Consider the following 23,895-nt stretch of genomic DNA (forward strand, 5'->3'; position numbering starts at 1 on the left):
TCGATTAAATAAGCAGGAAAAATGGATACAAATAATAAATATCTGCATCCATCATTAAAATTATATATGATATAACTAGCTTTTTACAGCCCCTAAAGTTAAACCTGATAAAAAATAACGCTGCAGAAATGGATAAAGCATCATTATCGGAAACATTGTAGTTACAACACTGGCCATTTGTATTCCTTCTGAGAAAGTTTCAACATTTGCCATTGCAGCTGTATTTCCCTGAAGAAATTTACTCGCATCTTGAACAATATTCCTTAAAACAAGCTGTAAAGGCATTATATCTGGACTAGTAATAAATAACATACCATGATACCATTCATTCCAGCGATTTACTCCATAATATAAAGATAATGTTGCAAGAATTGGTAAAGAAAGAGGTAAAATTATTTTAAACAAAATTATAAAATCATTTGCTCCATCAATTTTTGCTGATTCTTCTAAAGCATCTGGTATATCATTAAAGAAACTCCGTAATACAATCATATACATAATATTAAAACCCATTGGTAATACCATTACTAAAATATTATTTATTAGACCCAAATTTTTAATTAATAAATAATATGGTATTAAACCTCCTGAAAAAAACATTGTAAACAAAATTAGATAATTAATAAACTTACGTCCAGGTATATCTTTTGTTAAAGCATATGAAGTTAAAATTGTTATTAACATATTATATACCGTTCCAAGAAATGTTACTATTACTGTTGTTTTCATACCATTAATAAGCGTCTGATCATTAAAAACCTGTTTATATGCATCCAATGTAATTTCATCTGGCCAGAGCATAAAAGGACTTTCAGCATATACATGTTGAGGAACTAAAGAAACTAAAATAGCATTATAAAATGGATATAAAACAGCAAGCCCAAAAATCGTCAATAATATCAATATTATTATATCTACCACTGTAAATTTTCTCTTAGTCATCATATCAACTCCTATATAATACCTGATTTACCAAACTTTTTAGCTACAGTATTAGCAATCATTAAAAGCATAAAGTTTACTACACCATTAAATAATCCGACTGCTGTACTTACACCATAGTCTGGTGCCTGCTGAAAAGATATCCGATAAACATATGTAGAAATAATATCTCCTACATCATAGACTACTTCATTATAAAGATTAAATACCTGATTAAAACCCGCCACCATAATACTACCGACTGTCATGATGAACATTATCACAACTATATTCTGGATTCCCGGCCAGGTAATATATTTAATTTTATGCCAGCGATTTGCTCCATCAACAGTCGCTGCTTCATATAAAGTAGGATCAATACCTGCAATCGCAGCTAAATATAAAATTGTACTCCAGCCAGCTTCCTTCCATACCTCTGAATAAACCAGTAAATATCTAAAAATTCCTTTATTCATTAAAAAATTAATCTGTCCTAAACCTAAATTTTCTAAAAGACTATTTAAAGCACCAGTATTACCCAGAAAGTTAAATATTATACCAGATACAATTACCCAGGATAGAAAATGGGGAAAAGTATAAATAGTCTGCAAGAATCTTCTATATTTTTTCATCTTCAGTTCATTAATTAATAAAGCCAAAATTATACCTATAGGAAATCCTAAACCTAATTTCATTAAAGAAATGACAATGGTATTTTTAAAAGCTCGCCAAAATGCTGGCTCACTCCAAATATACAGAAAATTTTCTAAACCAATCCAGGGACTGCCTGTTATCCCCTCATTTAACATATACCTTTTAAATGCAAGTTGTATTCCATACATCGGAAAATATTTGAATACTAATAAAAAAGCTAAACCTGGAACTAACATTAGATAAATATATTTATGTTCAAAAATACTACTAAGTAAATTATTAATTTTAGCTTTCATAAAAATTTCACCCTCAATATTAGTTAATGATTTGTAGTCCAGGAGTTATAACTCCTGGACTAAAGAATCTTATTCTTTTAATAATTCTTGATTTAATTCTTCTAAAATTATATCAACAGTGTCTCTTTTAGAATCAATATATTCTTGCCATTTATTTTCTAATTCTTCCATGCTATTTGTTGATACAATTACATCACTAACTTCAGCCATCGTGTCTCCTAATCTAGAATTATATCTGGTATAATCATCTCCAGCAAACCAGGTTACTTCATATGGTTGAGGTTTCACATAAACATCATCTTCTAATTTTCTTCTTAATATACTTTTTACATCATTTTTAATTTTATCAGCTAAATTAGGATTATTTAAGTCAAATTCATCATGCATTGTGGTTAATTGAAAAAATCTTACTCCTGTATCATAGGGATTAATTAAATTTCCGTCTTCATCTTTTTCCCAGAGTATTTCAACTTCACCGTTTTCGTCTATTTGATAATCTTTACCTTCAATACCTAAAGTAGAAAGTCGCTGTCCTTTTTTTCCAGCCATATAATTTTCAATTTCTAACCATCTAGCAAGTTTAGCATCAGACATCTCAGGATTATATATTGTTGCACTCCAGTGATCTAAAATTTCCTCTGCAAAATAATTGCCTTTTGGACTCGTAACAAACATAGGGGAAACGTCGGCAAGTTCTACATTTTTATCGGCTGCAGTAATAGAATTCATTATTCCAGAATAATCTCCAACACTAATGTTATCAAAATATATTCCTAATTCTCCAGCAATGAATTTATTCTTAGCAGCATCATTGTTAGCAATCGGCTGATCTTCCCAAATTATTCCTTGATCATATAACTTTTTTGTTTCTTTTATTCCAGCAAGAAATTCTGGTTGAGCAGGCGCCCATACATACTCTCCATCTTTAACAGTATAAGTATTCATTTGATGAGTTTGTCTTAAACCTGCAAACCAGGGCCAAGCCCAACCAATACCACCTATACCAATAGTTTTTCTGTTTTCACCAGGGTTTTTTTCTATAAAAGCTTCAGCCATCTCTACCATTTCATCCCAGCTATACTCGTGATCTTTGTTAAAAAGACCAACCTCTTTAGCCCAATCAACTCGATAGATAAAGTTAAAAGTATCTACCAAAGGATCTCTCCAATCTACCGTTCCCATTGGTACTGGCATTGCATATAATTCTCCATTTATCTCCCAATAATCGTCTGATTTTAATTTATCTCTGATTGCCTGTAAATTAGGATATTTATCACCAAATTTTGGAATAGGTTTATATGCTCCCTGACTTGCCCAATTGACATACTCAGTAAATTTATTCTGTAAATCAGTCCACATAACATCTGGCATATCACCAGAAGCAGTCCAAATTCTAACCTTTTCATCCCAATTTCCCCAGTTTACTGGTCTAAATTCAAAATCAACATTAAACTTTTCTTTAATTAAATCCAAACGAGGGTCTTCAAGTAGAGAATCTACATTCATTGTATTAATTACATAAGTATACTCTTTTTCATAATTCTCGTCCTGAGCCATCACAGCAGTTGACATAAAAGACACTAATAATAGTGAAACTAATAATAAAACAATTTTTTTCTTCACTTTTTTTCCTCCTGAGTTTAGTTTAGCTACCGGTAAGCTATTTATGATTACTTATAAACTTATAATCTTGCCTGTTATTTAACTTAATATAATTATATATCAGAAAATTTCAAATAAAAATGTAATAATCTCAAATGATTTTGTAATAAACTCAGATTTTTTCTAAAAAAAGCAGAGCTATTACACTCTGCCATTTAGTATTCTTAATTTTCTACCCGTTTTAAACTAACATTATCAATATAAACATTTGGTTTTTCTAATCCAACATTAAATTCAATACGAGCATCAGGATCATCTGCTTCCTCCATAGTAAAAGTTCTTTTAATTGTCTTTTTATTATGGCTAATCTCAATTGAATCATCACCAAAATACATTAAATAATCTCCACCCTGCTCTCCAACTTTCACAAATAATTTTCGCTCAGAATCTGAATAAATGTCAAAAGTTAGGTTATACTTAATACCCTTTTCTAATTTTATATTAGAATGAATTAATTGAACATGATACTTTTCTTTACCAGGATTTTGAATATTAATTTTAGCTTTTCCCTTATCTGTTTTCAGTTCAGCTTTTGCTCCCTCATTTTCAAAAATATAGCTACTCCAACCAGTTAAGCCATCAGAAAAATCTCCATTACTTAGCAGATTGGTATTTGCAGCCGCTTTAAAGTGAGCAATTATTTTAATATCATCATTTGCATTTATTTTAATGGGATTCTGTTGACCACTAATATTTCCTGACCATTTAGTAAATTCAAAACCTTTATTTGCAACTGCCTCAAAGCAGACTTCAGTTCTTTTATCTACTGTTGTATTATTAGTACTACTCTTAATTTTACCATTTCCTTTTGCCATTGTATAAATTTTAGCAATTTTTGTTTCTACCTTTTCAGTAATATAATAATCCATAATATTTGGTAGTTCAGATAAGGTTATTACATATTCACTATTATATACTTTTTTTAGATGTTCTATTGAATTATTATCTATAAGCCAATCAGAATGCCAGGTCATAAACCAAATCCAATCAATATTATCTTTTTTTGACAATTCTGGATCAGGCATTACTCCACATTCATGATAAGCTACCGGCTCTCCTAATCCTACTACATCTCGAACGGAGTTATACATTTTTTTCTGTGGTTTAGAATCAACATTGTAAGTGTCAGCACCACTTAGATCTACATATTTATCTCCAGGATACCAATCTTTATCAGCATTACCTGCAAAACCTAAAAACCAGATAAGATTATTTAAGCCTTTTTCTTCAGTAAAATAATTATACATAAATCTCCATAGTTTATTAAACTTCTCTGGTCCTCCTTTACTCCACCAGAACCAACTACCATTATGCTCATGCATTGGGCGCCAGATTATAGGAACATTAGCATTTTTTAATTGTTTTAAATAATTAGCAATTCTATCTAAATCTGAAATCATTGCTTTATATTCTTTTGTTCCTTCTGTTAAAACTTGATCAATGTTAATTTCTTTTTTGCTATTTTCATAACCTTCTCCAATCGTTGGTGCTCCCCAGTGCCACATAATTGTCGGGATTCCACCTTTTTGCCACCACTCAATTGCTCTATTAACAACATTTTGATTATCTTTTTCATGAATAAAATCTAGGCCTCTAATAGCTGGCTGCTTACCTGTGTGTTTATTAATATATTCCAGTTCATAATTAGGTCCATCCACCCAAGTAGACTCCATTTGTCCTGAGAGCATTTTATCTCCATTAATAGTATGAAGATAATTAAGTACTGCACGAACTTCTTTACTCGCTTCCGAATTGATAGGTTCAGTTCTAATAATTTTTGTTGGCTCAACTGCAATAACTGACGTACTAAAAAACATAATCAATAAGATAAGAGAAATAATAGTTAATTTATCCATTAGCTATTCCTTTCTTATGTTTGAGATTTTTATAATCTTGAACACTAAATATCATATTATTCTAAAGTGAATTATTCTTAATAAATTCTACCAGTTCATCTATTTTAGTATAAGCAAGAGCAACTACTGTGTCTGCTCCACCATAATAAATTGCCATTCTACCAGTATCAGGATCATGTAAAGTTGCACAAGGGAAAGCAACATTAGGTACATCTCCAACACATTCATAATCTTCTTGTGGGGAAAGTAAATAAGGTTCAGTTCTATATTTTACCTGCCATGGTTTTTCTAAATCTAATAAGGCAGCACCCATGCTGTAGACAAAACCATTACAAGAATTTAAAACACCATGATAAATTAAAAGCCATCCTTCTGATGTTTCGATTGGAGCTGGCCCTGGTCCTATTTTTGTACTCTGCCAACCACCTTTGCTTCCCATTACATATCTATGTTCTCCCCAGTGCACTAAATTATTACTCTGGCTTAAAAAGATATCACCAAAAGGTGTATGGCCATTATCACTGGGACGGCTTAGCATAACATATTTATCATTTATTTTTCTCGGAAACAAAACCCCATTTCTATTGAAAGGTAAAAAAGAATTCTCCATCTGAGTAAAGTTCTTGAAATCTTCAGTGTATCCCAGTCCAATTGTTGGGCCATGATAACCATTACACCACATTACATAATATTTCCCATCCATTGCTACCACTCTTGGATCATATTTATATTCTGACTTACCAATTTCGTCTTTATCATAGTCAAATTCTATCGGTTCTGGCTCAATGTCCCAATTAATTCCATCTTTACTTTTGCCAGCATGAATATTCATATTTCTTGCCTTATCATCAACTCTAAAGACACCAGCAAAACCCTCTTTGTATGGAACAACAGCACTATTAAAAATACTATTAGAATTTGGAGTCGCATCACGCGGAATTATTGGGTTTTTCTTTGAACGCCAAACTACATTGTCACAATTCGCAGGTTTTTCCTCCCAGGGAATATTTGGCAGGCTTTCTCCATAAATTTTGATTTCTTCACTCATAAATTAACACTCCTTCAATTTGTTTTAATTCTGTAAATTAATAATATTATAAAACTATCAATTTGAACATGAATATAATTCAGATTTTTTTGTAATTTACTCAGTTATATCTCAAAAAACTAACAGGCCAAAAAGACCTGTAAGCTTAAACTTCTTAGCTATTCATTATTTTTAGATTTTTTTCAATTAATTCTTTTCTTGTCTTAACAGAAGCTGCAGAGCGAAGTTTGTCTTCCGGGGTGTTTTTTGCATAATCAAGCAGACGATTTACAGAAGTCTCTGCCACATGGATTCGGGTATCAGAGGAAGCATAGTAAATTAAAACTCTACCATTATCTTCTCTGATTACTCCATTAACAAAAACTACATTTGAGACATCTCCAACCCTTTCTTCTCCATGGGGAGCAATTAAATAACCACCAGGATTATAAATCACCTTAGTAGGATCATCTAAATCTGTCATAAAAGCGTAAATTACATAACGCAGTCCGGCAGCTGTATTACGAACACCATGGGCAATATGCAGCCAACCTTCATCAGTTTTTATTGGAGCATCACCCTGGCCATTTTTTGCTTCTTTTATAGTATGATAAAATCTTTGATCAATAATTTCTTCTTTATTAATTACTGGATTTTCAATATCATCAGCCAGCCCCCAACCAATTCCACCGCCGGAGCCAGTACTGATAAATCCGTCCTGAGGACGAGTATAAAATGCATATTTACCATCTACAAATTCTGGATGTAAAACAACATTTCTCTGCTGAGCTGAGGGAGTTTTTAAGTCAGGCAGTCTTTCCCATTCCTTTAAATCTTTTGTTCTGACTATACCAGCTTGAGCTTCTGCAGCAGTGGTATTTCCAGCATCTGCTTCAGGATCTTTTCGCTCAGTACAGAAAATACCATAAATCCAGCCATCTTCGTGTTTAACCAACCTCATATCATAAACATTAATATCTGGTCTTTTGGTTTCTGGAATCTCAACCGGATAATCCCAAAACTCAAAATTATCAATTCCATTATCACTTTCTACTATCGAAAAAAATGATTTGCGGTCATTTCCCTCAGTTCTGACCATTAAATAATATTTGCCATTTAATTTAATGGCACCAGGATTAAATGTTGCGTTAATCCCCTGTCTTTCCATTAAATAGGGATTGCTTTCATAATCTAAATCATAACGCCAGTAAATCGGAGTATGCTCTGCAGTTAAGACTGGATATTTATAACGATAAAAAATACCATTTCCTGGCTCAATCCTTTCATTTTCTTTTTCAACTATATTTCTTCTCTCTCTTTCCAATAAACGCAGTCTTGTCTGAAATTCATCTTTAGTTAATTTTTTCATTAATTCCATTTTTCCCACCTCAATTTTTATTATATTAGTGATTTAACAAAATTAGTTATTTTCTAATTGTTTTAATTCTATTAATAGCTTCATAACAGGCACGGCTATTATGGTAAGGTGATTTCCAAGGGTTAATTTTGGCTTTATCTGAAGCCACTCCCTGATGATCAACCAACCAATACCAGCCTCCTTTTTGGTGATCGATAAGATTGTTTAATATATAGTCCCAATTTTTTAAGGCTGCTTCCAGATATTTTTCAGAACCACTTAATTGATAAGCATTGATGAATCCTACTACCGCTTCAGCCTGGGGCCACCAGTGTCGATCACTGTCAATTTTTTGAGCTTCTTTTTCATAAATAACACTTCCATCTTGATTTATTCCTTCTTTTAAAACCACAGCAGCCATTTTTTTAGCATAAACACCAGTTTTATCGATTAGAGCTTTATTTCCAAGCACTTCTGCTGCCTCAAAAATCAACCAGCTGCCCTCTATATCATGACCATATGAGATTATATCAGACTTAGAACTCCAGTCTTGATCAAAAAAAAGTTTGAATTGGTAATTATTTGAATCAACAATTTTATTAATCATTACTTTAATTAATTCTTCCAATCTAGCCTCTAATTTTTTATCAGGCCAGACTCGATAGAGGTTGGTATAAGCTTCTAAAATATGAAGATGAGTGTTCATTGATTTAGCAACATTCATATCTTTTTCACTTAGGCTCATATCATTTACTGGTGACCAGTCTTTGCTATAAGCTTCAAAATAACCACCATATTCTGAATCATAGCTTTTATCTTCAATTAAAGAAAAAATCTCAATTGCTTTATTAATTGCTGCCTCTTTTTTGAAAGCGCGAAAATATTCGCTAAAAGCATAGATACAAAAAGCCTGTCCATATATTTGCTTCTTTGTTTGAAGAGCTTGACCATTTTGATCAAGCAACCAATAAAAACCACCTCTTTTTTTATCTTCAAAATTATCTAGCAGATAATTATAGGCTCTGTCTGCCATTTTTTTGTATTTAATATTTTTATCTTCCCGATAAGCATTGCTAAAACTCCAAAGAATACGGCTGTTTAAAATAAGAGCTTTATTAGCTGCAGGTACCGGTTGATTATTAACTTTTAACTCTCCATAAAAACCTCCATTTTTCTGATCAATCGAGTTTTCAAGCCAGAAATTTAATAATTTTTCTTTTTCTTTAATTAATGAATCGAGAAATTTTAATTGAAGCTTTTTTTGCATAATTATCATCCCTTCTTAAAAATAAAAGGGTGTACTATTAAAAATTAGCTTTTAATAATCCACCCCTATTAGTGTGCCTATTATTTAATTTTAATTAAGATAAAACTAAGTTGACTACCAAAATATCAGCTTAACTTAGTCTCAAATGACTAAATCTAAAAAATTTAGTATGTGTCAACAAGTGATTTTATCATTAATTTTTCTTCTACTTCTTCTACTGTCATTTCTTTTTCCGGCTTAATCTCAATTATTATCTCTCTCCCAGGGTAAATATGGAAGAAATTATCACTTAATTGAGCATCAATCTCACTAAGCTCAAGCCAGGTCCAGAGAGCAGTATTTTGAGCATTAAGATTTAATTTAAATTTATTTTCTTCTAAAGCTTCAATATTAGTTTCAAATCCAGGCTCTTTAAGCTGCATATGTTTTGGTTTAGCAAAAGAAACAAAATTATCTGCGACAATTTCTCCTTCTACTTTTAATTCCACCCAAAGCATTAAATCTCTGTTTCCAAATTCAGAAACTTCTTCTTTAAAGTTAAGTTTGAGCACTTTTTGATTGCTCTGCCCTTCAATTTCCACTGCAAAATTATTAGACTTAATTAATTTACCAGCTACATCGCGAAGCTGCCAGTTTAACTCGCCCTGCTGCTTCTCCATTAAATCACTGGTAATATGAATTTCTACTGTTGAATCTTCTGGATTTTCAATTCCAGAAACTAGTAGAGGTGCATAGAATTTTTTAGCCATATAGTGTAAGGCCTTCCAGCGGCCGTGATAATCTAGGGAAGACCAGCTCGCTACCGGCCAGTTATCATTTAACTGCCAGTAAAGTGTTCCCATTCCTCTTGGCATATTACGACGCCAGTTTTCGACAGCATATTTAATACCGAGGCCCTGCAGAATTTGACTGGTCCAGATAGTATTTTCAAAACCAACAGGTAAACGGAACCACTGGAGCATGTAATGCATAATTACTGAATTACCAATTCCACTCCGTTGATGGTGTTCCATTACATATGAAGTTATGTTGCGGTCTTCTTTTTCAGTATATCCATAACTAGTTTTAGGTTCAGGAAATGATTGAAAACCAAATTCACTATTAAAGCGATGTTCACAACTACGATACCATTCAAATGGTTTTAAACCATGCCAGACATCCCAGAGATGAGCATCTCCTGAGTCAGGGTTATTATAATCATTACGATCACCCTGAGGAGTGTGAGGACTACCTGGCCAGTAATCAGTCTGTGGATTATGATCTGCTACAATTTCGGGCAGTAGTTCATCAAAAAGCTTTTTATAATCATCCCAGGGCATTGTTATTTTTTCACTGTCCCACTCTTCAGCTGCAATTCCCTGTTCAATCTCATTATTACCACACCATAGTGCCAGAGAAGCATGATGGCGTATTCTTTTTACATTATCTTCTGCTTCAACTTTAACATTTTCCATAAAATCATCATCAAAACTCGGATAGGTTCCACAGGCAAATACGAAATCCTGCCAGACAGTCAATCCAAGTTGATCACAGATTTCATAAAAGTCATCAGTCTCATATAGTCCACCACCCCAGACTCTGAGCATATTCATGTTAGCAGCGGCTGCAGATTCTAAAAGCTCTCTATAATCTTCTCTTTTAACTCGAGAGACAAAAGCATCAGCTGGAATCCAGTTAGCTCCTTTGGCAAAAAAGTCCTCTCCATTTGCCCTGAATTTAAAAGATTCTCCCCATTCATCTGCTTCAGTAATTAATTCAAGAGTTCTTAAACCTATTTTTTTCTGATTCTTGTCTAAATACTGGCCATTACTATCATAAATGGTAATCTCTAAGTTATAGAGAGGCTGCTCTCCCATTCCATTAGGCCACCAGATTTCTGGATTTTCTACTTCAAAGTCAATTTTTGCTTTTTCACCTTCAATTTCAAATTTATTGTGGTATTCCTTTTTTCCTGCCAGTGAAAAGTCTATTTCTACAGTAAGATTTTCAGCAGCAATTTTTTCACATTCGAGATCAATACTTAAATCAACATCACCATTTTCTAAATGATTTTGCTCTATCTGAACTGCTTCTATACGTGCTTTATCAAGTGCGATTAGTTCAATATCTTTCCAGATTCCCATTGTAACAAGCATCGGACCCCAATCCCAACCAAAATTACTTGGCTGTTTTCGCAGCCAGCCACCTCCATGCAGACGGTGGTCACCAACACTCCAAGCTGGAATATGGAATTCCTCATCTTTTTGCTTTAGATATGGCAGAGGAGAATTAAAATGAATTTTTATTTCGTTTTCTCCTTCTTTCAGATATTCTTTGACATCAAACTCCCACTCCCGATACATATTATTAGTAGAAGCTATTTTTTGCTCATTTAAATAAATTTCAGCCAGAGTGTCCAAACCTTTTGCACTTAAAAGAATTTTTTTAGCTGCTAAAAAGTCAGCATCAAGATTAAAAGTACGACTGTAATCCCAATCACTCTCACCAATCCACATAACTTTCTCTTCATTATCTCTATAAAATGGATCATCAATTAGACCAGCATTTATTAAATCAGTATGAACACAACCAGGAACTTCTGCTGTGATAACATCATTCTCTCCACTCTGATTTAACTGCCACTTACCATTTAGACTAAGATTATTCATCTGATCACCTCTATATTTTATTAGTTATTCTACCTGAAAATCATTGATATTATTAATTAATTCTTCAGACATAGTTTTAAGCTCAACAGCTGTATCTAAAATCTCATCTGTTGAAGCAGACTGTTCTTCTGTTGAAGCCGAAATCTGTTCTGAACTGGAAGCAAAATCACGGGTTACTTTTGCAATATCATTAATAGCATTTTCAACATTTTCGCTTTCTTCTCGCATTGATGCAATTCTCTTAACTACATTATTAATTGAATTCCCTAAATCATTTGATACATTTCTAATTTCTTTAAAGATGTCATTTGTCTCTTCAATACTGCCCACACTGGCATCTACAAGTTCCTCATTTTCATCCATAGAATTAACTGCCTGATTAACTCCAGACTGAATTTTTTCTATTAGCTTAGATATTTGTTCTGTTGCATCTGCTGATTCTTCTGCAAGAGAACGAATCTCGTCTGCTACTACAGAAAAACCTCGCCCTGCTTCTCCAGCTCTTGCAGCTTCTATTGCCGCATTAAGAGCTAATAAATTAGTCTGATTAGAAATATCATTAATTAAAACTACAATATCTCCAATTTCTTCTGACATTGTCCCTAAATTTTGAATTAGCTTTGCGACTTCCGATGTCTCCTGACTCAGATCATTAATATTTTTAATAGAACTATCAACAGTCTGATTCCCTTTTTCGATACTGCTTAAAACTTCTTGAGCACCTTTTGAAATTTCTTCCGCATTACTATCAACTTCTTTAATCTCATTATTTAAACGCTGAACATTATTATTACTTTCTTCTATCTGAGCAAGCTGTTCTTCTGAACCAGCTGATAAATTTTCTACTGCCAGACCAACTTCTTCTGCTCCTTTACTAACCTCACGACTATTATTATCCATTTTTTCTGCTGACTGATTTAAATTTCTTGCTTGTTGATCAATATCAATTACCAGACCTTTAAGTTCATCTAGCATCTCATTAAAAATACCAGCCATAATTCCAATTTCATCTTTTCTTTTTAAATTCTTGCCTTCCATCTTGACCTGATCTCTTAAATCACCATTTTTCATATTCCTAAATGCTTCCATAAAGGCTGAAAGTGGTTTAAGCTGCCAGCTAATAAATAAGACTGTAATAATTAAAGCTAAAAACAATGAAATTATTGATACTGTTAAAATATTCTGGCCTAAACTATTTACAGGTGCCAGCATTTCAGAATTTGGTATTTCTACTGCCAGAGCTAAGTTTTCAGTAATTTGTTCTTTTAGTAAATAATTATTATCTATCTCAGTAGTTATTATATTTTCTCCCTCTACCTGATTATCTATAAACCACTGATTATCAATTGTCTGGGCAAATAAATCTCTATTTTGAGCTCTAATTATTTGTCCATTCGCGTTAATAAGCCTATAATTATCTGCATTATCAACAGCAAGACTCTGGAGCTCAGAGTAAACAATTTCTGGGTTTAGGGCAAGAACAATATAAGCAGTTATAGTCTCCCCATCATCTCCATATAGTGGAGAATTATATAATAAGTAGTTGTTTTCTCCCTCACTATGGATAGTACCAAAATTAATATCTTTATATAAATCTTGACTCAGATGTTCTCTTAAGTAATTCTCATTATCTTCTACAGCCTGAGCTGAATAAGCACGAGAATCGGCAATAACAGTTCCATCTGCCATAGCAAGATATGCATATTCAATACTTTCTATGTTTTTGGAAACTGAACCCAGGGCTGAAGCAGTAGAATATTCCATACTTAAAAAGGAATCAATATTTGCTAAAAATTCTTCTCTCTGTTCAGCAGTTACTTCTCCTCCGGGATAAAGTCCTTCCATTAGAGTATAATAACCATTAAAACTACTATCAGAGCTAATTGAGTCTATTTGCCGATTAAGTGTTTTTAACATTGCATCAACATTGCTTTGATAAGAAGCAGCAATTAAATTAATATTTTCATCAATCTGTTCTCTCACAATCTCAGATGCTGAATTAAAAGTTATGTAACTGATCGTTCCTAAAACTAATAATAAAATTAAAACTATAATGGCAGAAATCTTCCATTTGAGTGAGTGAAAAAATCCGAGTTTTCCTTTTTGGGAAGCCATTTTATTTCCTCCTGCTTAATTTTTTGGATCAAATTAATAAAATTAAAAATTTTTAAAATGAGTATAACTAAATTAACATTAATTGTCTTGAAAGTCAATAAAGCTTAAAGTGGTTAAGGGATATTAAGCTGGTATAGGGGAACCTGCTCTATAATTAAACCACTCTAAGCTTTTATTGCCTTAGAACAAATATTTATTTATCTAAACCGTTTTTAGCAATAACTTCCTGCAGTAGCTTAGCACTATCTTTTAAAATTCTTGTCTGCTCATTTTCATAATCAATGAATATAATTCCAAAGCGTTTATCATAACCATATGCCCATTCGAAATTATCCATTAATGACCAGATGTAATAACCAGCAAGATTAACTCCAGCTTCAATCGCCTGCTTGGCTGCTTTAAAATGTTCTTCCAAATATTCAACTCGTTTCTTATCATGAACCTGCCCATCTTCTGCTATTTGATCATCATAGGCAGCTCCATTTTCGGTAATAAAGATTGGAGCTTTAGTATATTCTTTGTTTAATCTTAATAATAAATCAGTTAAGCCCTCTGGATATACCTCCCAATCCATTTCGGTGTATTCTACACCATCTGGTTTTACTGTTTTAAAATTAAGTTTTTCAGACTCATCATATTCAACCACTGCTCTTGAATAATAGTTGATACCTAAAAAATCAATATCTCTGCTTATTATTTCTAAGTCTCCCTTTTCCATTTCAAAAGGATTATCATATTCATTCTGATATAAAGACATTAATTTTTCCGGATACTTAGCTTTAAAAACTGGATCTAAAAACCAGCGATTATTAAAAGCATCACAATAATCTTTAGCCAACTGATCTTCTGTGCTATTAGTTTTTGGATAAACATGGTTTAGGTTTAGAGTAATACCAACTTGACCATCGATACCACTTTCTCTAAAGCTCTTAACTGCCATTCCATGTGAAAGTAATAGATTATGTGCCACCTGTAATGCTTTTTGAGGATCGGTAAAACCAGGAGCATGCTCCCCCCATAGATTACCAACCATCGAAACTACCATTGGCTCATTATGTGTTATCCAGCGGGGAACCAGGTCCCCCAGCTCCCTATACATTATCTGAGCATACTCATTGAAGTACTTGGCTGTATCTCTATTTTCCCAGCCTCCATTATCCTGCAGTTTCTGGGGTAAATCCCAGTGATAAAGGGTTGCAGCAGGTTTAATCCCAGCCTCTAATAACTTATTAACAAGATTTTTATAAAAATCAATTCCTTTTTGATTAATTTTCCCTTTTCCTGCTGGTAAGATTCTGGGCCAGGCTATAGAAAATCGGTAGGTATCCAGCCCGATTTCCTGCATTAATTTAACATCTTGCTGATAGCGATGGTAGTGATCACAGGCCACATCTCCGTTATCATTATTTGCTATATTACCTTTTTGGTGGGTAAATCTATCCCAGATAGACTCCCCTTTTCCATCTTCATTATATGCCCCTTCAATTTGATAAGATGCAGTAGCAGCACCCCATTCAAATTTTTCGGGGAACTTAATCATTGTCATTAAAATGCCTCCCTGCTAAATATACTCTTCCGAACAGCTCAACACTTTCTTTTATCTAAGCTTAACGGAAAAATAATAATTAACTTCTATTGATCACTGAATAAGACACTGTGGTCTTCTTCTATCTCTACAAAACCCTTACCCTTATTATTTTGGTAAAAGTCATTTACATCATCTACAACTTGTTCTGGCAAGAATTCTTCGTCTGGATCCCAGCGCTCACCAATCTCAGGTACTGCTTCAAATAACATCTGAGTATAAGGATGAGTCGCGTTTTCGTATATCTTTTTGGTGTCTCCTCTTTCAACCAGGCGTCCTTTGTACATAATAAGTGATTTATCACTGATGTAATAACCAAGGTTCAAATCATGAGTTATAAATATAACTGACATACCATGTTTTTTACAGGATTCCACCAATAAGTTTAAAACTCCAATTCTAGTTGAGGCATCTAACATACTGATTAACTCATCTGCAATTAGAACATCTACATCCATCAGCAGAGCTCTGGCTATCAACAATCTCTGCAGCTGGCCTCCACTTAATTGATGGGGAAATTTACCCAGAGTTCGATCTGGATTTAAGTTCACATCATAAAGAGCATCTCTAATTGCCTTATCTTTATCTTCATAATCTAAATCAAAGGAATCGAAAATCAGATCAAAAACTCTATCCACTCTGTATAAAGGGTTAAATGTTGCAAATGGATCCTGAAATATTCCCTGAACTCGTCGATAATAATTCTGAGTTTCAGATTTATCATTTATTTCAGCAATATCTTTGCCTTTATATATTATCTTTCCTTCACTGGGATTAATTAGTTTCAATATCAATTTACCAACAGTAGTTTTCCCACTACCACTTTCTCCGATCAAAGAAATTATTTTTCCTTTTTCAATATGAAAAGATACATCTTTAGCCGCTACAGTATATTCTGGATTTAAAATTCCACTTTTAAAAACTTTAGTTAAACCCTGAACAGACATTACTATATCTTTATTTTTGGCCACTTAAATCACTTCCTAACTCTTTCCATCTCCAGCAGGATACATAATGATCTTCTGCTACCTGCTCCCGCTGAGGTGTTTCTTCACATTTGTCTATTGCATAAGGACAGCGGTGTCTAAAGCGACATCCTTCACCAATGTTTAATAAATGAGGTGGTGTTCCATCAATCCCGGACAATCTTTTATCTTTATACTGAATTCCTACTTTTGGTAAAGAATCAATTAAAGCTCTAGTATAAGGATGACGAGGATTATCTACAATCTCATCTGTCGGTCCAATTTCAGCAAAATTACCAGCATACATAATCATTATTCTGTCAGCTATCTGATATAGAATTGATAAATCATGGGTAATAAAAATTGAAGACTTAATAATGCCTAAATCTCTTAAATTAGCAAGCATTGTTGCCACAAAGCGCTGTGAACTCACATCTAAAGCAGATGTAATCTCATCAGCTATTAAAAACTCTGGATCTAAGATTGTCGAAATTACCATAATTACTCTCTGTTTCATACCACCAGATAATTCTATTGAATAACGATTTAAAACTGACTCATCCAGATTAACTAAATCAAGTCTTTCTTTAACTTTATTAAAAAACTTTTTATCAGTTTTGATTCCGTGCTGTCTGGCCAAATCTGCTATATATGTTTTGATTTTTTTAGTTGGGCTAAAAGCATCAAGGGCATACTGAGGAATTAAAGAAATAGTACTTAAACGCAATTTTTTAAATTCTTTTTCGCTCATTTCCATAATTTTGTTCCCTACAAGATCAACCTCACCTGATATGTATTTGAGAGGCTTTTTACGAGAAATAAATGAACTGGCAAGTGTACTTTTACCACAGCCTGACTCTCCAGCCAAACCCAAAATTTCGCCTTTTTTAAGATTGAAAGTTACATCATCTACTGCCTTAACTTGTCCTTTTAAAATATCATAGTATGCTTTGAGATTTTTGACTTCTAGTATATTTTCACTCATATCTTACATCTCCCTTAAACGTGGGTTAAAGGCTGCATCTAATCCTGTATTAACAAAGTATAAAGCTGTGATTAAAATTGTTAAAATCAGACCAGGAATTATTGCCCACCACCACATGCCAAGTTGGATACCATTCCAGTTAACAGCATTCTGCATTACAAGACCAAGAGAAATACCCTTAGTTGGACCAAGTCCTAAAAACTCTAACTGAACTGTTGCCAGCATTGTTCCATTAAATTGCTGGATAAAAACCATAAATACATAGGAGAACATATTTGAAGCAATATCTTCTCTTAAAATTCTACTAACACTAATTGAAGAAATTCTGGATAAAGATACATACTCCTGATTTTTTAAAGAAAGAGTCTGTGATCTAACAGCTCTTGCTGTCCAGGGCCAGGCTGTTGAAGCAACGATTACTGCCATAACAAATGTACCTCTAACTTCTAAAAATGCTGCAATTACAATTAAAAGTGCAAGCTGAGGCATAACTACAAAGATATTTGTTAACATCATTAATAACTCATCGAAAATTGTACCTCCATAATAACCGGCAACGAAACCGATAATACAACCAATTAATGTTGCAATTGTACCAGCAACAGCTCCAACCAAAAGAGTAGAACGTAGACCGTGAACTGTCCGGGTAAATACATCCTTACCATCGATAGTTGTACCGAAAAAATGATCTGAGGAAGGTGGTAAATACCCCTGTCCTGCATATTCATCATATTCATATTGTGCAATTAAAGGTCCAAATGCTGCCAGCAAAAAGACAATAGCTACAATTGTCAAACCAAAAATAACTTTTTTATTTGTAAGGGCATAATATAAATTTTCATGTTTTGCCCAAAAATCTTTTGCCATAACCTACACCTCCTCAGTGAATGAAAGTCTTACTCTAGGATCAATAAACATGTAAACAATATCTACTAAAAAGTTTGCTGCTAAAACCATAGTTACTATTGTTAAAAATACTCCCTGCATTAAAAAATAATCCTGATTTTGTACTGCGTCTAACATCATTCTACCGAGGCCAGGATAGTTAAATACTACCTGAACAGTGATTGCTCCACCAACAATCCTTCCAATTCTTAAAGCAAGACCGGTAACCTGAGGTAAAACACCATTACGAAAACCATAATTACGAATTAATTTTTTTGAGGCTCCGAGTGTTTCCATATACTTTGAATAATTAGAACTCTTCTCATACATAATCATATTCCGCATACCGATTGCCCAACCACCGAGCTGAACTAAAAACATAGTAAAGAATGGTAAAAACCAGTGGTGTAAAAAATCAGCTATAAAATTCCAGGTAAAAGCTGGGGAAGTTGTCGAACCATAAGCTCCACTGATTGGGAACCAACCAATCACCACTCCAAAGAAAAACACCACAATACCTGCCATCCAAAAATATGGTGAGGAAGCTAAAAAATAAAAGAACGGCATTGAAGCATTATCTACCTTTTTATCTGTTCCAGAATAAGCACCTAGTTTATTACCAACAATCCAGCTTAATATAATTGCGGGAAACAGAACGGCAAGATCATAAACTACAGCTCTTTTTATAATATCAAAAACTGGTGTTGGAAACTGAATAATTGAAATTCCAAAATCAAATGTAAAAACTGATTTCCAAAAGTTTAAATACTGCTCCCAGATCGGCTGATCTAAGTTAAAGAGTAAGGTTAATTGTTCTTCTAAAATTTCACGTCCACCCTCCATACCAGAAAAACGTGATAAAAGTGATTGAATTGGATCTCCGGGCATCATTCTGGGGATAGCAAAGTTAATAGTTACTGCTATTATAAAAGTAATAATATAAATGATTAATTTTTTTCGTAAATATTTACCCATATTTTGCTCCTTTCTAAATAACAGGCCCGATAGTAACTATCGGACCTGTATTAATGACTAAATTCAGTTTTGTGATCTTTACTGAGCAGGTTCCAATCCGATTAAGGTATGGATCATACCTAACTGATAGGCATTACCCCAACTAACTGGTACACCATATGGATCATCTTCGCTTGGCCAGTTAGTCCAATTATTTGTTGTCTGCTGTGCCCAAAGACCATTGTGCCATAGTGGAACTGTTGGCATATCTTCTAATAAAATTCTCTGAATATCGGAAGCCAAATCTTGCTTAACTTCTTCATCTTTAGTCATATTGAAAGTATCAATTTTTCTGAATAATGTTGGATTATCATAAGCACCCCAGTTACCATTACTAATTGTCTCTCCATGAATACTCTCATTTGCTACACCATTCCAGTAATCAAATGGATTAGAGGAAAGAGTAGTGTTAAAGTTACCAATCAGCATATCAAAGTCTTTATTGAAACGCTTATTATCAAATAGTGAGGAATCTGGGAAGTTAGGTGTAATATTTACCCCAATTTCTTCAGCATTTTGAGAAATAACTCTAACAGCTGACATCCAGTCTGTCCAGCCACTAGGAACAATAATACTTAGTTCTAATGGATCTCCATTAGGCATATCTCTCCAACCATCACCATCTGCATCTACATAACCTGCATCATTTAATAATGCTTTGGCTTTAGTAGTATTATATTCAAAACCATAATCTTCTACTACTTCTTCATCTAAATATTCTAACCAACCTTCTCCAAATAAACCAGTAGGATTAGCAGCCTGTACTAAACCACCATATACACGATCAACAATTGCCTGCTGATCTACCATAAAGGCCATTGCTCTTCTAAATTTAACATCGTCCATTGGCTTTCTGGTTGTGTTCATGTACATATTAGCTGTGTTCCAGGAAAGCATATATGGTTCTTCTTCGTACCAAGTTTCTAAACCAAATTGGTCTTTAACTTTTTGGATTCCAGGTAGGAAGTTATTACTTAAATCAACCTCACCCTTCATCAGCATACCCATAACAACATTGTTACTCTGGTTTACTAAGTCAACAATGTATTTTGGTGTAGGCTGACCAAAAACATCATTACCCCACCAGTCTTCATTTCTTTCCCAGACCATTCTATCCTGACCAGCTTCTCTGGCAGTATATGGTCCAGTTCCAACTGGATCCTGCATTGTTTTAGTGATTAACTCATCAGAAGGAACTTCACTCCAGATGTGTTCTGGGATAATATAACGTCCGTATAATTCAGCATCCCATTCGGCATAATGTGGTTCACTGAATGTAAATCTTACTGTATAGTCTCCTTCTGCTTCTACAGATTCCATCCAGTCCCAGATTGGAGAATACATAATTGAGTTATCTTTAGCTACTTCATAAGTAAAGACAACATCTTCTGAAGTTAATGCTTCTCCGTCTTCCCAACTAATACCTTCTCTTAACTCAACAACATATTCGTTGTCAGAAACCCATTCTCCACTTTCAGCAAGCCATGGCTCATACTTGTTTTCAAGTGGGTTGTAAGAGAACATTGTTTCATAAACTAATCCACCTGTACCAGGTGTAGGGTTAGGAATTAAAATATTCCAAGTTGATGGAGGTCCCCACATAGCTCCAGAAACGACTAATGTCTCTTCTCTAGGAAGATCCTGAGCTAAAGACATTCCTCCAACTAAAAATAGAAAAGCTAGAGTCAAAATTAAAACCTTCTTACCAACATTCATCATTAATAAACACCCCTTTAAATTATTTTGTGATGCAAAATGTCACTCTCTTTTGTCTTAAGGGATTATTAACTTATAAAAAGTAAGAGTGAGCAAATTTTTAGCAATTCCACTAATCTTCATTAAATTATTTAATTTAATGCTTAAAACTTTGACGAAGATTTAAAAGAATTTGCGCTAAAAATTACTAAAACGATTTCTTAGTTTAATTATAGCGCAAATTTGTAGACAATTCAAGCTAATTTTTTAATTTTTTTATTTAATTTTCAATGTACGAAAGTTATTAGTCGCCACCTAGGTTGATTTTCGTGATTAACGAAATAACTTTCTTTTATTATAGCATTGTTTTTTCGTTTTTTCAAACTATTTTAAAAAATAATTTGATTTTATTTATTTTTGAACATATGTTATACTAAAAGAAATAAGTTTCGCTGATTTTGAAAGAAAAAAACAATTTATTAAGAATTAATTTCGTAATCATTTTTTTAAGAAAGGAAGAATTATTATGAGTGTTACAATTAAAGATATTGCTGAAAAAGCAGAAGTATCAATCTCAACAGTTTCTAAATCACTGAATGATAAAGGTGGTGTCTCTCCTGTTACCAGACAGAAAGTCTTAAATATTGCTAAAGAAATGGGCTATTTTTCTTTCCATTCTCAGGCAAATTTAAAAACTCATAATATTGCTTTTCTCATGAGTCGAAATCATATTCCTATTTTTAATAATCCCTTTTATACCAGGGTTATTGCAGGAGTGGAAATAGAAGTTGAAAATTTTGATTATAATCTTTTGTTTTCTACAATTATACTTGATGCCCTGGATAATAAAGAAGTTCCTGCTATTATCAGTCAGAATAAAGTTGATGGTTTAATTCTGGCTGGAGCTGATATCAATCAAAAAATGATTAGAGCCATTGAAAAACTTAAGTTTCCAACAGTTTTAGTTGATAATTATTTAAGCTCTCCGATTATGGATTCCATTGTTTCTGATAATTTTTCGGGAGCAATGAAAGCAGTTAATTATTTAATTAGTATGGGCCACAAAAATATTGGTTATGCAGGAGGACCTCTGAGCCATCCCAGTTTTGAAGAAAGATACAAGGCTTTTAAATTAGAAATGATGGAAAATGATTTAGAAATTAATAGTCATTTCGTAAAAATTAAAAGTGAATTTGGCCAGGATATGGACCAAAAACTGGCAAAAGAATTCCTAAAGGAAGAAAAACTTCCTACTGCTATTTTTGCGGCCAATGATGCAACTGCGATTGGGCTATTGCAGACCTTTAATAAATATGGAGTTAAGGTTCCTCAGGATATTTCAATTATTGGCTTTGATAATATTGAACTCACTGCTTTTACTTCGCCGTCAATTAGCACTATTTCTGTCGATAAAGAAGGAATGGGCCAGGAAGCTGCACGAAAATTATTTGAGCGCATCCAAAATCCTGAAAAGAAATCAACTAAATCAGTTATCCCCACAGAATTGATTGAAAGGGAATCAGTGAGAGAAATTTAAATTTTCTACTTTAAGCTTTATTTCAGAATCATTAATTTCTGATTCTAAATCATTATTTAATTGATTTAGTTTAATTGTTGCATTTATGCTCTGTTTTTCATTTTCTTTAAGAGTATTGTATAATAAGTTGTGTAAATTAAATTTAACGATTTTTTTAAAATAAAAAAGAGGAATCCTTCTTTAAGTGGTTGAATTATTTATTAGCGAAATAAAAACCAAACCACTAGGAGGACTCCTCATGAAAAGTATAACTGATAACCCCAATAATGGTCAAGTGAATTTTGACGATATGATTAATGATTTGATCAAAAATTTTATCGAAAAAATGCTTAAAGGTGAATTAACTGAATTTCTTAATTACGATAAATATGAATCTGCTGGTAAGAACTCTGGCAATAGCCGCAATGGCAACTATTCTCGTAATTTCCAAACTAAATATGGTGTCATTGAAAAACTAGAAGTCCCAAGAGACAGAAATAATGACTTTCAGACTGCTCTATTTGAGCCATATAAACGCCGTGATGACTGGCTGGAGCAGACTGTTATCCAAATGTATGCCAGAGGTCTATCCACTCGAGATATAGCCAATTTGATTGAGCAAATGTATGGTCAAAAATACAGTGCTACCAGTGTCAGCAATCTAACAGATATAGCAGTAAAAGAAATTGAGCAATGGAAAAACAGACCCTTAGAAAAACGCTATAGCGTGCTCTTCATTGATGCTCTAAGCATCAAGATTCGCCGAGAGCATGTTGGTAATGAATCAGCATATATCATTATTGGAATCAATGAAGAAGGTTATAGAGAGATTCTAGACTTCTACATTGGCGTAACAGAGTCAGCTACACTCTGGGAAGAAGTACTGATGAACCTTAAATCCAGAGGCGTAGAACAGGTGCTTTTAGGCGTTATGGATGGCCTACCAGGTTTAACTGACGCATTTCTTAAAGTATATCCAAAAGCTGATGTTCAACGCTGTGTAGTTCACAAAGTCCGTAATACACTTCATAAAGTTAAGAAGAAACATACAGATGAAATTGTTACTGATCTTAAGAAAATTTACAAAGCCCCCAGCAGAGAGTATGCAGAGCAGGCCTTAAATGATTTCAGTTCAAAGTGGGATAAACTCTATCCTCACCTGGCTCAAAGCTGGTTTGAAGATAAAGATGAATTATTTGCTTTCTACAAATATCCAGATAGTATTCAGAAGTCAATTTATACAACAAACTGGATTGAAAGAGCCAATAAAGAAATTAGAAAAAGACTTAAAACAATGAACAGTTTACCAAATGAAAAAGCAGCAGAAAAAATCTTATATCTTAAGATCATAGACTACAATTCTAAATGGTCAGAACGAAGATTAAAAGGATTTTTAGCTACTAGAGATAAGCTAATTCAACTATTTGAAGAAAGATATTAATTTATT

At 33.3% G+C, this 23,895-nt stretch carries 17 protein-coding genes; 2 read left to right on the plus strand and 15 right to left on the minus strand.

The window, feature by feature from the left end:
• Positions 1-75: 75 nt before the first annotated feature.
• From C8C76_RS03720 to C8C76_RS03790, 15 genes are all read right to left on the minus strand, one after another.
• Positions 76-942 carry a carbohydrate ABC transporter permease gene (locus C8C76_RS03720; RefSeq protein WP_219909360.1) on the minus strand — a complete coding sequence of 289 codons (867 nt, stop codon included), beginning with the start codon at positions 940-942 and terminating at the stop codon, positions 76-78.
• A gap of 11 nt (positions 943-953) precedes the next feature.
• Positions 954-1,871, minus strand: coding sequence for an ABC transporter permease (locus C8C76_RS03725; RefSeq protein WP_108138777.1), 918 nt, complete (start codon positions 1,869-1,871; stop codon positions 954-956).
• Positions 1,872-1,940: 69 nt separating this feature from the next.
• Complete coding sequence (locus C8C76_RS03730) at positions 1,941-3,494, minus strand: hypothetical protein (protein WP_108138779.1); 1,554 nt, start codon at positions 3,492-3,494, stop codon at positions 1,941-1,943.
• A 203-nt stretch (positions 3,495-3,697) separates the two neighbouring features.
• Positions 3,698-5,389: a glycosyl hydrolase gene (locus tag C8C76_RS03735; RefSeq protein WP_108138781.1), complete on the minus strand. Its 1,692-nt coding sequence runs from the start codon at positions 5,387-5,389 to the stop codon at positions 3,698-3,700.
• A 61-nt stretch (positions 5,390-5,450) separates the two neighbouring features.
• Positions 5,451-6,437, minus strand: coding sequence for a glycoside hydrolase family 130 protein (locus tag C8C76_RS03740; RefSeq protein WP_108138783.1), 987 nt, complete (start codon positions 6,435-6,437; stop codon positions 5,451-5,453).
• Between the two features lie 154 nt (positions 6,438-6,591).
• On the minus strand, positions 6,592-7,794 hold the full coding sequence (locus C8C76_RS03745; RefSeq protein WP_108138785.1) for a glycoside hydrolase family 130 protein: 1,203 nt from the start codon (positions 7,792-7,794) through the stop codon (positions 6,592-6,594).
• A gap of 46 nt (positions 7,795-7,840) precedes the next feature.
• Complete coding sequence (locus tag C8C76_RS03750) at positions 7,841-9,040, minus strand: AGE family epimerase/isomerase (protein WP_208109014.1); 1,200 nt, start codon at positions 9,038-9,040, stop codon at positions 7,841-7,843.
• 164 nt (positions 9,041-9,204) lie between these two features.
• A complete protein-coding gene (locus tag C8C76_RS03755; RefSeq protein WP_108138787.1) occupies positions 9,205-11,688 on the minus strand; it encodes a beta-mannosidase in 2,484 nt (827 codons plus the stop codon).
• A gap of 24 nt (positions 11,689-11,712) precedes the next feature.
• On the minus strand, positions 11,713-13,803 hold the full coding sequence (locus C8C76_RS03760) for a methyl-accepting chemotaxis protein (protein ID WP_108138789.1): 2,091 nt from the start codon (positions 13,801-13,803) through the stop codon (positions 11,713-11,715).
• 193 nt (positions 13,804-13,996) lie between these two features.
• A complete protein-coding gene (locus C8C76_RS03765) occupies positions 13,997-15,349 on the minus strand; it encodes a GH1 family beta-glucosidase (RefSeq protein ID WP_181248142.1) in 1,353 nt (450 codons plus the stop codon).
• Between the two features lie 86 nt (positions 15,350-15,435).
• Positions 15,436-16,359, minus strand: a complete 924-nt coding sequence (locus tag C8C76_RS03770; RefSeq protein ID WP_108138791.1) for an ABC transporter ATP-binding protein — start codon at positions 16,357-16,359, stop codon at positions 15,436-15,438.
• A complete protein-coding gene (locus C8C76_RS03775) occupies positions 16,346-17,338 on the minus strand; it encodes an ABC transporter ATP-binding protein (RefSeq protein ID WP_181248143.1) in 993 nt (330 codons plus the stop codon). Before C8C76_RS03775 ends, C8C76_RS03770 begins: the two co-directional genes overlap by 14 nt.
• 3 nt (positions 17,339-17,341) lie before the next feature.
• Positions 17,342-18,205, minus strand: coding sequence for an ABC transporter permease (locus tag C8C76_RS03780; RefSeq protein WP_108138793.1), 864 nt, complete (start codon positions 18,203-18,205; stop codon positions 17,342-17,344).
• A gap of 3 nt (positions 18,206-18,208) precedes the next feature.
• Positions 18,209-19,198, minus strand: a complete 990-nt coding sequence (locus C8C76_RS03785) for an ABC transporter permease (protein ID WP_108138795.1) — start codon at positions 19,196-19,198, stop codon at positions 18,209-18,211.
• 78 nt (positions 19,199-19,276) lie between these two features.
• Positions 19,277-20,956: an ABC transporter substrate-binding protein gene (locus tag C8C76_RS03790; RefSeq protein ID WP_108138797.1), complete on the minus strand. Its 1,680-nt coding sequence runs from the start codon at positions 20,954-20,956 to the stop codon at positions 19,277-19,279.
• Between the two features lie 502 nt (positions 20,957-21,458).
• Between C8C76_RS03790 and C8C76_RS03795 the strand changes: the two genes are divergently transcribed.
• A complete protein-coding gene (locus C8C76_RS03795; RefSeq protein ID WP_108138799.1) occupies positions 21,459-22,469 on the plus strand; it encodes a LacI family DNA-binding transcriptional regulator in 1,011 nt (336 codons plus the stop codon).
• 238 nt (positions 22,470-22,707) lie between these two features.
• Positions 22,708-23,889: an IS256 family transposase gene (locus tag C8C76_RS03800; protein WP_108138801.1), complete on the plus strand. Its 1,182-nt coding sequence runs from the start codon at positions 22,708-22,710 to the stop codon at positions 23,887-23,889.
• The last annotated feature ends 6 nt before the right edge of the window (positions 23,890-23,895 follow it).

It is taken from the genome of Halanaerobium saccharolyticum (assembly GCF_003053565.1).
GTDB classification, from domain to species: Bacteria; Bacillota; Halanaerobiia; order Halanaerobiales; family Halanaerobiaceae; genus Halanaerobium; species Halanaerobium saccharolyticum_B.

Coding starts and splice junctions, on each gene's coding strand:
- C8C76_RS03760 (WP_108138789.1), bottom strand. CDS start 13,803: ATGGCTTCCCAAAAAGGAAAACTCGGATTTTTTCACTCACTCAAATGG.
- C8C76_RS03775 (WP_181248143.1), bottom strand. CDS start 17,338: ATGAGTGAAAATATACTAGAAGTCAAAAATCTCAAAGCATACTATGAT.
- C8C76_RS03735 (WP_108138781.1), bottom strand. CDS start 5,389: ATGGATAAATTAACTATTATTTCTCTTATCTTATTGATTATGTTTTTT.
- C8C76_RS03740 (WP_108138783.1), bottom strand. CDS start 6,437: ATGAGTGAAGAAATCAAAATTTATGGAGAAAGCCTGCCAAATATTCCC.
- C8C76_RS03800 (WP_108138801.1), top strand. CDS start 22,708: ATGAAAAGTATAACTGATAACCCCAATAATGGTCAAGTGAATTTTGAC.
- C8C76_RS03755 (WP_108138787.1), bottom strand. CDS start 11,688: ATGAATAATCTTAGTCTAAATGGTAAGTGGCAGTTAAATCAGAGTGGA.
- C8C76_RS03785 (WP_108138795.1), bottom strand. CDS start 19,198: ATGGGTAAATATTTACGAAAAAAATTAATCATTTATATTATTACTTTT.
- C8C76_RS03765 (WP_181248142.1), bottom strand. CDS start 15,349: ATGACAATGATTAAGTTCCCCGAAAAATTTGAATGGGGTGCTGCTACT.
- C8C76_RS03790 (WP_108138797.1), bottom strand. CDS start 20,956: ATGATGAATGTTGGTAAGAAGGTTTTAATTTTGACTCTAGCTTTTCTA.
- C8C76_RS03780 (WP_108138793.1), bottom strand. CDS start 18,205: ATGGCAAAAGATTTTTGGGCAAAACATGAAAATTTATATTATGCCCTT.
- C8C76_RS03720 (WP_219909360.1), bottom strand. CDS start 942: ATGACTAAGAGAAAATTTACAGTGGTAGATATAATAATATTGATATTA.
- C8C76_RS03795 (WP_108138799.1), top strand. CDS start 21,459: ATGAGTGTTACAATTAAAGATATTGCTGAAAAAGCAGAAGTATCAATC.
- C8C76_RS03750 (WP_208109014.1), bottom strand. CDS start 9,040: ATGCAAAAAAAGCTTCAATTAAAATTTCTCGATTCATTAATTAAAGAA.
- C8C76_RS03725 (WP_108138777.1), bottom strand. CDS start 1,871: ATGAAAGCTAAAATTAATAATTTACTTAGTAGTATTTTTGAACATAAA.
- C8C76_RS03745 (WP_108138785.1), bottom strand. CDS start 7,794: ATGGAATTAATGAAAAAATTAACTAAAGATGAATTTCAGACAAGACTG.